The sequence below is a fragment of the Enterobacter cloacae complex sp. P1B genome, from assembly GCF_014982345.1.
GTDB classification, from domain to species: domain Bacteria; phylum Pseudomonadota; class Gammaproteobacteria; order Enterobacterales; family Enterobacteriaceae; genus Enterobacter; species Enterobacter bugandensis.
Genome location: NZ_JADCLF010000006.1, coordinates 428431 through 441720 on the forward strand (window position 1 = coordinate 428431; position 13290 = coordinate 441720).

Genomic DNA, 13290 nt, shown 5'->3' on the forward strand with positions numbered 1-13290 from the left:
GGAGAGGGTAAAAACCTTAAACCAACACCACCTCAATCCCGCTTTTCCGTAATCCTTCCAGACTCTCCGCCGGAATGCCTTCATCAACGATAATCATATCAATCCTTTGCGTATCAATGATTTTATGCAGGCTTGAGCGGTTAAACTTGCTGGAGTCGGTCACGACAATAATACGCTCTGCCACCTCGCACATTTTGCGGTTCAGGCGTGCTTCATCCTCGTTGTGCGTGCTCACACCGCGATCGAGATCGATAGCGTCGACGCCCAGGAACAGCAGATCAAAGTGATAATTCTGTAAGGACTGTTCCGCCTGGTCGCCGTAGAAGGACTGCGACTGACGCCGCAAGTGCCCGCCGGTCATCAGCAGCTCTACCCCTTCAGCTTCCAGCAACGCATTCGCCACGTTCATCCCGTTAGTCATCGCAATGACATCCGTGTGCTGGCGCAGCATACGAGCGATCTCAAAAGTCGTGGTGCCGGAATCCAGAATAATGCGGTGCCCCGGCTTCACCAGCGCGGCGGCGGCCTGAGCGATGCTGCGCTTCACCGCCGTATTGAGCGAGCTTTTATCCTCAACGGAAGGCTCGATGCCAGGCGCATTCCCTTCGCAGATCAGCGCCCCGCCGTAGGCACGAACGGCGATGCCCTGCTTTTCCAGAAACGCCAGATCGTTACGGATCGTCACCGTCGATACGCCGTACAGATGAGACAGATCGTTAACCTGCACGCTTCCCTGCGCCCGCAACCGCTGAATGATCTGCTCCCGCCTTTCACTGGTGCCGGTGATGCGCTTCTCTGCGGATGAATCGCTGCTGCTCATACGAGATCCTTAATCAATAAACTTTCATTTCATTTCGTTTTGTCTATTAACGCCTTTCTTTTTAGCGAATGCAAGCGCTGTCTGGAGGACATACGCAAGCCTGTGAACAGCTGAAACCTTTCATTGTGTTTCTTTTGTGAAACAGATCGGAAAACCATTATCTTTCGTTTTATTTTTACACCGCCATAATGCAGGATTAAATGAAACAAAACGAAAGATAAAAATCATTACCATCCGAAATGGAGAGGAAAGTGAAACATCTGACAGAAATGGTGGAACAACATAAACGGGGGAATGCAAACGGGATTTATGCCGTCTGTTCCGCACATCCACTGGTACTTGAAGCTGCCATTCGTTACGCCCATTCACGCCAAACGCCACTGCTGATTGAAGCCACCTCAAACCAGGTGGATCAGTTTGGCGGCTATACCGGCATGACGCCCGCCGACTTTCACGGGTTCGTCTGTAAGCTGGCACAATCGCTTGGTTTCCCGACGTCACAGCTGATCCTCGGCGGCGACCATTTAGGGCCCAACCGCTGGCAAAACCTGCCGGCTTTGCAGGCGATGGCGAACGCCGACGATCTGATCAGGCACTACGTGGCGGCCGGATTTAAAAAAATTCACCTCGATTGCAGCATGTCCTGCGAAGACGATCCGGTTCCTTTAACCGATGCGATCGTTGCCGGGCGCGCCGCGCGTCTGGCAAAAATTGCCGAAACAACCTGTCTTGAGCAATTTGGTGTAGCCGATCTGGTCTACGTTATCGGCACGGAAGTTCCGGTTCCCGGCGGCGCGCACGAAACGCTGACCGAGCTTGAGGTCACGACGCCAGAGGCGGCGCGCGCCACGCTTGAGGCACACCGCCATGCATTCGAGAAGGAAGGGTTAAGCGACATCTGGCCGCGCATTATTGGCCTGGTGGTTCAGCCCGGCGTTGAGTTCGATCATGCGCACGTTTGCGACTATCAGCCACATAAAGCCGTCGCCCTGAGCAAAATGGTTGAAGCCTACGACACGCTGGTATTTGAAGCACACTCTACCGATTACCAGACGCAACAGGCGCTGCGCCAGCTGGTGAACGATCACTTCGCTATTTTAAAAGTCGGCCCTGCCCTGACCTTTGCCCTGCGTGAAGCGCTGTTCTCACTGGCCACCATTGAAGAAGAACTGCTCCCGGCGAAAGCTAGCTCGGGCCTGCGTCACGTTCTGGAAAACGTGATGCTCGATCGCCCGGAATACTGGCAAAGCCACTATCACGGTGACGGCAACGCCCGACGCCTGGCCCGCGGCTACAGCTACTCCGACCGCGTGCGCTATTACTGGCCGGACAGCCAGATTGACGATGCCTTTGAACGACTGGTGCGCAATCTGGCAGACGAACCTATTCCGCTGCCGCTTATCAGCCAGTATTTGCCGTTGCAGTACAGCAAAGTTCGCGAGGGCGCTCTCAAGTCAACGCCGCGGGAACTCATCATTGACCACATTCAGGACATACTCCAGCAGTACCATGCCGCCTGCGAAGGCGTAACGACTCCACACGCATAATTAAAAAGAGGAAAACGCTATGCCAAACATTGTCTTATGCCGCATTGATGAACGCCTGATCCACGGACAGGTGGGCGTGCAGTGGGTGGGGTTTGCGGGGGCAAACCTGGTGCTGGTGGCAAATGACGAGGTTGCAGACGATCCGGTTCAACAAAACCTGATGGAAATGGTGCTCGCGGAAGGGATCGCCGTGCGTTTCTGGTCGCTGCAAAAAGTGATCGACAACATTCACCGTGCCGCTGACCGCCAGAAAATTCTGCTGGTCTGCAAATCACCCGCCGATTTTCTGAAGCTGGTTGAAGGCGGCGTGCCCATCACCCGTATCAATGTCGGAAACATGCACTACGCCAGTGGCAAACAGCAAATTGCCAAAACGGTCTCTGTCGACGCGAACGATATCGCTGCGTTCAACGGCCTGAAAGCGGCCGGGGTGGAATGCTTTGTTCAGGGCGTCCCAACAGAGACCGCTTTGGATCTCTTTAAACTGCTTTGAGGGATTCACAATGGAAATCAGTCTGTTGCAGGCATTCGCGCTGGGGCTTCTTGCCTTTATCGCGGGCCTGGATATGTTTAACGGCTTAACACACATGCACCGCCCGGTGGTGCTTGGTCCTCTGGTCGGCCTGATACTGGGCGATCTGCATACCGGGATCCTGACCGGCGGTACCTTAGAGCTGGTCTGGATGGGTCTGGCGCCGCTGGCGGGCGCGCAGCCGCCAAACGTGATTATCGGCACCATCGTCGGCACCACGTTTGCCATCACCACGGGCGTGAAGCCGGATGTCGCCGTTGGGGTCGCGGTGCCGTTTGCCGTGGCGGTGCAGATGGGTATCACCTTCCTCTTCTCCGTGATGTCCGGCGTAATGTCCCGCTGCGATCGCATGGCGGCCAACGCGGACACCGACGGCATAGAGCGAGTCAACTATCTGGCGCTGCTGGCGCTCGGCATTTTTTATTTCCTGTGCGCGTTTCTGCCCATCTACTTTGGCGCTGAACACGCGAAAACCGCCATTGCTATCCTGCCGGAGCGTCTGATTGACGGTCTCGGCGTCGCGGGCGGCATCATGCCAGCGATCGGCTTCGCCGTGCTGCTGAAGATCATGATGAAAAACGTTTACATCCCTTATTTCATTATCGGTTTTGTCGCCGCGGCCTGGCTGAAGCTTCCGGTACTGGCGATTGCCGCAGCGGCGCTGGCGATGGCGCTGATCGACCTGCTGCGTAAATCGCCTGAACCGACGGCGCCCGCGGCCCAGAAAGAGGAATTTGAAGATGGCATCTAATCAAACCACCCTGCCGGGCGCGTCTGTCAGTGAAGAGACGCTGCTGAGCGGCGTGAATGAAAACGTCTATGAAGACCAGACCATTGGCGCGGAGCTGACCAAAAAAGACATTAACCGCGTGGCCTGGCGCTCCATGCTGCTGCAGGCCTCGTTCAACTATGAGCGTATGCAGGCCTCCGGCTGGCTGTACGGGCTGCTGCCCGCGCTGAAAAAGATCCACACCAATAAGCGGGACCTGGCGCGGGCGATGAAAGGTCATATGGGCTTCTTTAACACCCACCCGTTTCTGGTGACCTTCGTTATCGGCATTATTCTGGCAATGGAGCGTTCCAAGCAGGATGTAAACAGCATTCAGAGCACCAAAATTGCGGTCGGAGCCCCGCTCGGAGGCATTGGTGACGCCATGTTCTGGCTGACCCTGTTACCCATCTGCGGCGGTATTGGTGCCAGCCTGGCGCTGCAAGGTTCCATTCTTGGCGCGGTAGTTTTTATCGTGCTGTTCAACGTGGTGCATCTCGGCCTGCGCTTTGGCCTGGCGCACTACGCATACCGAATGGGCGTTGCCGCCATTCCGCTGATCAAAGCCAACACCAAAAAGGTGGGCCACGCGGCCTCTATTGTCGGGATGACGGTGATCGGCGCGCTGGTGGCGACCTACGTCCGACTCAATACGACGCTTGAAATCAAGGCGGGTGATGCGGTCGTTAAACTGCAAACCGACGTGATCGACAAGCTGATGCCCGCGTTCCTGCCGCTGGTCTACACCCTGACCATGTTCTGGCTGGTGCGCCGCGGCTGGAGCCCGCTGCGGCTGATCGGTATTACCGTACTGCTGGGCGTTGTCGGTAAATTCTGTCACTTCCTGTAAAAGCAAAGAGGTTGCGATGTTAGGCATAATTTTGACGGGTCACGGCGGCTTTGCCAGCGGGCTTGAACAGGCGATGAGGCAGATCCTTGGCGAGCAGCCGCAGTTTATCGCCATCGATTTTCCGGAAAACTCCACCACTGCCAGGCTGACCGCTCAGCTTGAGCAGGCGGTGAGTGAGCTGGACCCAGAGCAGGATATTATTTTCCTCACCGACCTTCTCGGCGGCACGCCGTTTCGCGTGGCCTCGACGCTCGCGATGCAAAGACCGGGTAGCGAAGTGATTACCGGCACCAACCTGCAGCTTATGCTGGAAATGGTGCTGGAACGTGACGGATTAAGTAGCGAAGCGTTTCGTCTGCAGGCGCTGGAGTGCGGCCACCGCGGCCTGACCAGCCTGGTGGATGAGCTTGGTCGCTGTCGCGAGGAAGCCACCGTAGAGGAAGGAATATGATTCGGTTACTTTCACAGCGTTCACCTTCGTAGTTTACATTGCGTGTCCCGGCGGCCTTACAGCATCAGATCGTAAGGCCTTTCTTTTCCTTTCCTTGGCTTTACCCTTTCCTTTCACGATCACACTTTTCGTTTTATTCCTTTTCCATTATTGAACTTTCGATTTCTTTCCTATAGATTTTGTTTAACTGCTAATGTGAATAAGTGAAACGAAACGAAAGATAGCGACACGTTTGCCAGCGTCTGATGTGGAATTCACACGACTAAGGACTGAGTTATGCAACAAACCACCGCCGCCACAACCGGCACCTGGACCGAAAAAGAGATCCGCCAGCAGCCTGCCTGCTGGATCCGCTCACTCAACAACATCGATAATCTGCGCACCTCGATTGACGGTTTCCTGACGCCGCTGCTGCGTAAGCGAGACCTGCGGATCGTCCTCACCGGCGCGGGCACCTCCGCGTTTATTGGCGAGATAATTGCCCCCTGGCTTGCGAGCCACACCGGTAAAAACGTCTCCGCCATACCGACAACCGATCTGGTCACCAACCCGATGGATTACTTCAGCCCGGCACACCCTCTGCTGCTGGTCTCTTTTGCCCGCTCCGGCAACAGTCCAGAGAGCGTCGCCGCCGTTGAGCTGGCGAACCGGTTCGTGCCCGAGTGCTACCACCTGTCGATCACCTGCAACGAGGCGGGAAGCCTGTACCAGAACGCCGTCGAGAGCGATAACGCCTTTGCCCTGCTGATGCCAGCCGAAACGCACGATCGCGGGTTCGCGATGACCAGCAGCATTACCACCATGATGGCGAGCTGTCTGGCCGTATTCGCACCAGAGACGATCGGCAGCCAAAGCTTCCGGGACGTAGCCGATCGCTGCCAGGCGATCCTCACCTCGCTCGGGGATTTCAGCGAGGGCGTCTTTGGCAACGAACCGTGGAAACGGATTGTTTACCTGGGAAGCGGCGGTCTGCAGGGAGCGGCGCGCGAGTCTGCGCTGAAGGTGCTGGAGCTGACCGCGGGCAAGCTGGCGGCGTTCTACGATTCACCAACGGGCTTTCGTCATGGGCCTAAGTCACTGGTGGATAACGAAACGCTGGTGGTGGTGTTTATCTCCAGCCATCCGTATACACGTCAGTACGATCTGGATCTGCTGGCCGAACTGCGCCGCGATCGTCAGGCCATGCGCGTGGTCGCCATCGCCGCCGAAAACGATCCAGCCATTGAAGCGGGGCCGCATATCCTGCTGCCGCCTTCCCGTCCGTTTAGCGATATAGAACAGGCGTTCTGCTTCCTGATCTATGCCCAGGTCTTTGCGCTAACCCAGTCTCTGCATGTTGGCAACACGCCGGACACACCATCCGCCAGCGGAACGGTCAACCGTGTGGTACAGGGCGTGGTTATTCATCCGTGGCAGGCTTAAGAGGATCGTATTATGAGTATTATTTCGACCAAATATCTTTTGCAGGACGCGCAGACAAAGGGCTATGCCGTTCCGGCCTTTAACATCCATAACGCCGAGACGATCCAGGCGATCCTCGAAGTGTGCAGCGAAATGCGATCGCCGGTGATCCTCGCCGGGACGCCGGGTACTTTTAAACACATTGCGCTGGAGGAGATCTACGCTCTGTGCAGCGCATACTCCCTCAGCTACGACATGCCGCTGGCGCTGCATCTCGATCATCACGAATCGCTGGATGACATTCGTCGCAAGGTACATGCCGGCGTACGCAGCGCAATGATCGACGGTAGCCACTATCCCTTTGAAGAAAACGTGAAGCTGGTGAAATCGGTGGTCGATTTTTGCCACCTCAACGACTGTAGCGTTGAGGCGGAACTGGGCCGTCTGGGGGGGGTTGAAGATGACATGAGCGTCGACGCCGAAAGCGCATTCCTGACCGACCCGCAGGAGGCGAAACGCTTCGTTGAGCTGACCGGCGTGGACAGCCTCGCCGTCGCCATCGGCACCGCGCACGGCCTCTATACCAAACGCCCCAAAATTGACTTCCAGCGCCTGGCTGAGATCCGCGAGGTGGTAGCGGTTCCGCTGGTGCTGCACGGTGCGAGCGATGTTCCGGATGATGATGTGCGCCGCACTATTGAACTGGGCGTGTGCAAAGTTAATGTCGCAACCGAGTTGAAAATCGCCTTCTCTGATGCGGTCAAAGCCTGGTTTGCCGAGAACCCGCAGGGCAACGATCCGCGCTTCTACATGCGCGTTGGGATGGACGCCATGAAAGAGGTGGTCCGAAGCAAGATCGCCGTTTGCGGTTCGGCTAACCGTCTGCGTCTTCCGGCAGAAGCATAACAAAGAGGATCTTACTTTAATGAAAAAAGTGCTCACCCTCTCAATGCTTGCCCTGTGCGTTTCCCATGGCGCGATGGCAGCGAACTATACGCTCACTAACGACAAGATTGCCCTGTCCTTTGATGACGCCAATTCAACGGTGGTGGTAACTGACAAAAAGGCCAACCACCCCATCACCCCGCAGGAACTGTTCTTTCTGACGCTGCCGAACAAAACCAAAATCCACACCGCTGATTTCAAAATCAAGCATGTCGAAAAGCAGGACAGCGCCATTGTCATCGACTTTTCGCGTCCGGATTTTAACGTGACGGTAAAGCTCAACCTGGTGAAAGATAAATACGCCAGCATCGATTACACCCTCGCGGCGGTAGGCCAGCCGCGTGACGTGGCAAAAATCACCTTCTTCCCGACGAAAAAACAGACGCAGGCACCTTACGTTGACGGGGCGATCAACAGCTCGCCGATTGTCGCGGACTCGTTCTTTATTCTCCCGGACAAGCCCATCGTTAACACCTACGCCTATGAAGCGACGACCAACCTCAACGTAGAGTTAAAAACGCCGATTCAGCCCGCAACGCCGGTCAGCTATACCACGTATTTCGGCACTTTCCCGGAAACCAGCCAGCTGCGCCGCAGCGTAAACCAGTTTATTAATGCCGTGCGCCCGCGTCCGTATAAGCCTTACCTGCACTACAACAGCTGGATGGATATTGGCTTCTTTACCCCCTATTCCGAACAGGACGTGCTGGGGCGGATGGATGAATGGAATAAGGAATTTATCGCCGGACGTGGCGTGGCGCTGGACGCCTTCCTGCTGGACGATGGCTGGGACGACCTGACCGGGCGCTGGCTGTTTGGCCCGGCATTCGGCAACGGTTTTGGCAAGGTACGGGAAAAAGCCGACAGCCTGCATAGCTCGGTCGGGCTGTGGCTCTCACCGTGGGGAGGGTATAACAAACCGCGTGACGTTCGCGTCTCGCATGCAAAAGAGTATGGGTTCGAAACCGTCGACGGGAAGCTGGCCCTGTCAGGGCCTAACTACTTTAAAAACTTCAATGAGCAGATCGTTAAGCTTATCAAAAACGAGCACATTACCTCGTTCAAGCTGGACGGGATGGGTAATGCCAACGCGCATATCCCGGGCAGCCCGTTCGCCTCGGATTTTGACGCCTCCATCGCTCTGCTGCATAACATGCGCAGCGCCAACCCGAATCTGTTTATCAACCTGACGACCGGCACCAACGCCAGTCCGTCCTGGCTGTTCTATGCGGATTCCATCTGGCGTCAGGGTGATGACATCAACCTGTACGGTCCCGGCACGCCGGTGCAGCAGTGGATGACCTACCGCGATGCCGAAACGTACCGCTCCATTGTGCGCAAAGGCCCGCTGTTTCCGCTGAACTCGCTGATGTATCACGGCATTGTCAGCGCTGAGAATGCCTATTACGGGCTGGAGAAGGTGCAAACGGACAGTGATTTTGCCGATCAGGTCTGGAGCTACTTCGCCACCGGCACCCAGTTGCAGGAACTGTATATCACCCCTTCAATGCTGAACAAGGCGAAGTGGGATACGCTGGCGCAGGCCGCAAAATGGTCGCGTGACAATGCCAGCGTGCTGGTGGATACGCACTGGATTGGCGGAGACCCGACGGCGCTGCAGGTTTACGGCTGGGCTTCGTGGAGTAAAGAGAAAGCCATACTCGGCTTGCGTAACCCCTCGGACAAGCCGCAAAGCTACTATCTTGATTTAGCGAAAGAATTCGAAATACCCACGGGAGACGCGGCGAAGTTTAGTCTCAAAGCGGTGTACGGCAGTAATTCAACCGTACCTGAGGAGTACAAAAACGCGGTGGTGATTACGCTGCAGCCGCTGGAAACGCTGGTATTTGAGGCGATGCCTGGGAAATAGAAGAGTAAATAAATCTGTAGGCCGGGTAAGGCGCAGCCGCCACCCGGCAAAACAGTATCAGAAATTACTCCCCCTGCTGCTCCAGCGCATACTTGTACAGCGCATTTTTCTTCACGCCGTGAATCTCTGCTGCTAATGCCGCCGCTTTCTTCAGCGGCAGTTCGGCCTGCAGCAAGGCCAGCGTGCGCAGCGCATCAGCAGGCAGGGCATCCTCTTCCGCCCTATGCCCTTCGACAATCAGCACCATTTCGCCTTTGCGGCGGTTTTCGTCTTCCTTCACCCACGCCAGCAGTTCACCGACTGGCGCGCCGTGAATGGTTTCCCAGGTTTTGGTCAGCTCGCGCGCCAGCACCACGTAGCGGGATTCGCCCCAGACGGTGACCATATCTTCCAGGCTTTCCAGCAGGCGGTGAGTGGATTCGTAGAAGATCAGGGTACGCGGCTCGGCTTCCAGTTCCTTTAATACATCGCGACGGCCTTTGGATTTGGCAGGGAGGAAGCCTTCATAGCAGAAACGGTCAGACGGCAGACCTGCAGCGCTTAACGCAGCAATCGCGGCGCACGGCCCCGGCAGCGGCACAACGCGAATCCCGGCTTCGCGACAGGTGCGCACCAGATGGTAGCCAGGATCGTTAATCAGAGGCGTCCCGGCGTCAGAGACCAGCGCGATGTTCTGCCCCTCTTTGAGCTTCGCCACCAGCGTTTCGGCTTTTTGTTGCTCATTGTGATCGTGCAGGGCAAACAAACGGGCGTTAATCGCGAAATGTTGCAGCAGTAAACCGGTGTGTCGGGTGTCTTCAGCGGCAATTAAATCAACAGCTTGCAATACGTTCAGCGCACGTTGGGTAATATCAGACAAATTCCCGATAGGAGTAGGTACAATATAAAGCTGGCCTTGAGAATTATCTGCCGTTTCGTGTTGTTTCATTGTTTCGTCCGTATTGCCGATTTAATATTGAGCATTGCGTAAAAAAAATCACTGGATACAGTATGGTACCGTTAACGTTTCTTCGAAAAAAAGCCACGCGCAGCGTGCCGCTGCTGCTCGCAGCCCTGATTTTTGCAGGCTGTGGCACCCAGGCACCTGACCAGAGCACCGCCCATCTTCAGGGCTCCGCTCAGGCTGATTCTGGCTTTTATCTGCAACAAATGTCGCAGAGTACAAATGATACCAGGATCAACTGGCAATTACTCGCCATTCGTGCACTGCTGAAAGAGGGCAAAACCCAGCAGGCTGCCGAGCTGTTCGGCCAACTGCCGAAAGAGCTTAACGATACTCAGCAACTTGAGCAGAGCCTGCTCTCTGCCGAGCTGAAGGTCGCGCAGAAAGATTTTGATGGCGCGAAAAAGATCCTGGGGAGCATCGACCTGAGCGCGCTGGATAAAAACCAGCAGGCGCGCTTCTGGCAGGCGGGCATTACCGCTGAGCAGGGGCGCCCTTCCCTGACGCTCCTGCGTGCCTTGATTGCCCAGGAGCCGCTGCTCGCCGGTGCCGACAAGCAGAAAAACATTGATGCCACCTGGCAGGCGCTTGCCTCGATGACCCAGGATCAGGCAAAGGCGCTGGTCATTAACGCGGACGAAAACGTGCTTCAGGGCTGGCTTGATCTGCAGCAGATGTGGTTTAACAACCGCAGCGATCCAAAAATGCTGAAAGCCGGTATTACCGACTGGCAGACCCGTTACCCGCAGAACCCGGGCGCGAAAATGCTGCCAACCCAGCTGGTGAATGTGCAGAACTTTAAGCCTGCGTCGACAAGCAAAATTGCGCTGCTCCTGCCGCTGAATGGCCAGGCGGCAGTGTTTGGCCGTACGATTCAACAGGGCTTTGAAGCAGCGAAAAACGGCACCACGCCGGTAACGGGCAGTGCGGTTCCGGTGCAGGCAGCGCAGGCGGCCAACGTGAACGACGTTGTCAGCCCCTCTGCCGCCGAGACCAGTGACCTGACCACCGCACAAACCCCGGCGCAGGGTACAATGCAAAACCCGGTTACCGCACCGACTACCCCTCCAGCGACGGCAGCACCAGCAGCACAGGCTCCGGTTGAGGCACAAGCGACGCCTGCACCAGAGGCTACGGCAGAACAGCCTCAACAGCAGCCGGCACAACCTACCGCTCAACCTGCAGCACAGCCGCAGGCCGTGGCGACCGCTAGCGCGAACCCTGGCGCTGAGCTGAAAATCTACGACACCAGTTCGAAGCCGCTTGACCAGGTGCTGGCGCAGGTTCAGCAGGACGGGGCAAGCATCGTTGTCGGCCCGCTGCTGAAAAACAACGTGGAAGAGCTGATGAAGAGCAATACCACGCTGAACGTACTGGCACTCAACCAGCCGGAACAGGTTCAGAACCGGGCCAATATTTGCTACTTCGCACTCTCTCCGGAAGATGAAGCCCGCGATGCGGCGCGTCATATCCACGAGCAGGGTAAACAGGCCCCGCTGCTGCTGATCCCACGTAGTACGCTGGGCGATCGCGTGGCTAATGCTTTTGCCGATGAATGGCAGAAGCTGGGCGGCGGCATCGTGCTGCAGCAGAAATTCGGTTCCGTCTCTGAACTGCGTGCGGGCGTTAACGGTGGGGCGGGTATCGCGCTTAACGGCAGTCCGGTTTCCGCCAGCCTGCCGCAGCAGCAGAGCGTGACCATTGGCGGCCTGACCATCCCTGCCCCGCCAACCGACGCGCAGATAAGCGGTGGTGGTAAAGTGGATGCGGCCTATATCGTTGCCACGCCGCAGGAGATCGCCTTTATCAAGCCGATGATCGCGATGCGTAACGGCAGCCAGAGCGGTGCAACGCTCTACGCCAGCTCCCGCAGCGCACAGGGCACCGCAGGCCCGGATTTCCGTCTGGAAATGGACGGCCTGCAGTACAGCGAAATCCCGATGCTGGCGGGCAGCAACCCGGCGCTGATGCAGCAGGCGCTAAGCTCCGTACGTAACGACTACTCTCTGGCGCGTCTGTATGCGATGGGTGTTGATGCGTGGGCGCTGGCAAACCACTTTACCCAGATGCGTCAGGTGCCGGGCTTTGAGCTTAACGGCAACACCGGCGATCTGACCGCCACTCAGGACTGTGTGATTAACAGGAAGTTATCATGGCTCAAATACCAGCAGGGGCAAATCGTCCCGGCCAGTTAAGCCGTAAAGAGACCGGCGATGCGTGGGAGTTAAAAGCGCGTCGCTGGCTCGAAGGCAAAGGACTGCGCTTTATCGCCGCCAACGTCCGCGGGCGTGGCGGCGAAATTGATCTGATCATGAAAGACGGTCAGGTGATTGTGTTTGTAGAAGTCCGCTTTCGACAGTCTTCCCGTTTTGGCGGTGCTGCCGCCAGCGTGACGCTCGCCAAACAACATAAATTATTACAGACTGCCCACTTGTGGCTTGCCCGCCATAATGGGAGCTTTGATACTGTGGATTGCCGTTTCGATGTGATAGCCTTCACCGGAAATGAGATCGAATGGCTTAAAAACGCTTTTGGCGAAGACGCATAATTAAGATTTAAAAGGGATAACGTGCTCGAAAGAATTAAAGTGTGCTTCACAGAAAGCATCCAGACTCAGATTGCCGCGGCGGAAGCCCTTCCGGACGCGATCTCTCGCGCTGCAATGACGCTGGTGCAATCCCTGCTTAACGGCAACAAAATCCTCTGTTGTGGCAACGGAACCTCAGCCGCCAACGCACAGCATTTTGCTGCCAGCATGATTAACCGTTTTGAAACCGAACGCCCGAGTTTACCTGCCATTGCACTTAATACCGATAATGTGGTCTTAACAGCGATTGCTAACGATCGTCTGCATGACGAAATTTACGCAAAGCAGGTGCGCGCCCTGGGGCATGCCGGCGATGTGCTGCTGGCGATCTCCACGCGCGGCAACAGCCGGGACATCGTCAAAGCCGTTGAAGCCGCCGTTACCCGCGACATGACCATCGTCGCCTTAACCGGCTATGACGGCGGTGAGCTGGCGGGTCTGCTCGGGCCGCAGGATGTGGAAATCCGCATTCCGTCTCACCGTAGCGCACGTATCCAGGAGATGCATATGCTCACGGTGAACTGCTTATGCGATTTGATCGATAACACGCTTTTCCCTCACCAGGATGATTAAGG

Annotated in this window: 13 protein-coding genes; 11 read left to right on the top strand and 2 right to left on the bottom strand. The window is 56.4% G+C overall.

All coding sequences use genetic code 11. The features are described from left to right. Positions 1-16: 16 nt before the first annotated feature. The gene (locus tag INF77_RS06715) at positions 17-820 is read right to left on the bottom strand and encodes a DeoR family transcriptional regulator (protein ID WP_048999518.1); all 804 of its coding nucleotides are present in this window, start codon (positions 818-820) and stop codon (positions 17-19) included. A gap of 239 nt (positions 821-1059) precedes the next feature. On the opposite strand from INF77_RS06715, the gene kbaZ reads away from it, so the two are divergent. The 8 genes from kbaZ to INF77_RS06755 all read left to right on the top strand — a co-directional run bounded on the left by kbaZ (position 1060) and on the right by INF77_RS06755 (position 9185). Continuing rightward, complete coding sequence (gene kbaZ, locus INF77_RS06720; protein ID WP_193532321.1) at positions 1060-2367, top strand: tagatose-bisphosphate aldolase subunit KbaZ; 1308 nt, start codon at positions 1060-1062, stop codon at positions 2365-2367. A gap of 19 nt (positions 2368-2386) precedes the next feature. Beyond that, positions 2387-2860, top strand: coding sequence for a PTS N-acetylgalactosamine transporter subunit IIB (gene agaV / locus INF77_RS06725; RefSeq protein WP_028014524.1), 474 nt, complete (start codon positions 2387-2389; stop codon positions 2858-2860). 10 nt (positions 2861-2870) lie between these two features. Then, positions 2871-3650, top strand: a complete 780-nt coding sequence (gene agaW / locus INF77_RS06730; protein WP_028014525.1) for a PTS N-acetylgalactosamine transporter subunit IIC — start codon at positions 2871-2873, stop codon at positions 3648-3650. Further along, on the top strand, positions 3640-4518 hold the full coding sequence (gene agaE / locus INF77_RS06735) for a PTS N-acetylgalactosamine transporter subunit IID (RefSeq protein WP_045260092.1): 879 nt from the start codon (positions 3640-3642) through the stop codon (positions 4516-4518). Before agaW ends, agaE begins: the two co-directional genes overlap by 11 nt. A gap of 16 nt (positions 4519-4534) precedes the next feature. Further along, positions 4535-4969 (top strand): PTS galactosamine/N-acetylgalactosamine transporter subunit IIA, encoded by a 435-nt coding sequence (agaF, locus tag INF77_RS06740; protein ID WP_193532320.1) that lies wholly within the window; start codon positions 4535-4537, stop codon positions 4967-4969. 276 nt (positions 4970-5245) lie between these two features. Next, positions 5246-6391 carry an SIS domain-containing protein gene (locus INF77_RS06745; protein ID WP_193532319.1) on the top strand — a complete coding sequence of 382 codons (1146 nt, stop codon included), beginning with the start codon at positions 5246-5248 and terminating at the stop codon, positions 6389-6391. 12 nt (positions 6392-6403) lie between these two features. Then, on the top strand, positions 6404-7276 hold the full coding sequence (gene kbaY / locus INF77_RS06750; RefSeq protein ID WP_063155282.1) for a tagatose-bisphosphate aldolase subunit KbaY: 873 nt from the start codon (positions 6404-6406) through the stop codon (positions 7274-7276). Between the two features lie 19 nt (positions 7277-7295). Continuing rightward, positions 7296-9185, top strand: a complete 1890-nt coding sequence (locus tag INF77_RS06755) for an enterotoxin (protein WP_193543068.1) — start codon at positions 7296-7298, stop codon at positions 9183-9185. A gap of 64 nt (positions 9186-9249) precedes the next feature. Here INF77_RS06755 and rsmI read toward each other — a convergent pair whose 3' ends face one another. Continuing rightward, positions 9250-10113: a 16S rRNA (cytidine(1402)-2'-O)-methyltransferase gene (gene rsmI / locus INF77_RS06760; protein ID WP_047364705.1), complete on the bottom strand. Its 864-nt coding sequence runs from the start codon at positions 10111-10113 to the stop codon at positions 9250-9252. A 62-nt stretch (positions 10114-10175) separates the two neighbouring features. Between rsmI and INF77_RS06765 the strand changes: the two genes are divergently transcribed. From INF77_RS06765 to diaA, 3 genes are read left to right on the top strand one after another with little or no spacing between them, the layout of a single operon-like run. Next, positions 10176-12323, top strand: a complete 2148-nt coding sequence (locus INF77_RS06765; RefSeq protein ID WP_193532317.1) for a penicillin-binding protein activator — start codon at positions 10176-10178, stop codon at positions 12321-12323. Further along, entirely contained in the window at positions 12281-12676 is a 396-nt protein-coding gene (locus tag INF77_RS06770) for a YraN family protein (RefSeq protein ID WP_028014533.1), read from the top strand. The genes INF77_RS06765 and INF77_RS06770 overlap by 43 nt, the downstream gene beginning before the upstream one ends. Before the next feature lie 21 nt (positions 12677-12697). Next, the gene (gene diaA / locus INF77_RS06775; RefSeq protein WP_003861754.1) at positions 12698-13288 is read left to right on the top strand and encodes a DnaA initiator-associating protein DiaA; all 591 of its coding nucleotides are present in this window, start codon (positions 12698-12700) and stop codon (positions 13286-13288) included. The last annotated feature ends 2 nt before the right edge of the window (positions 13289-13290 follow it).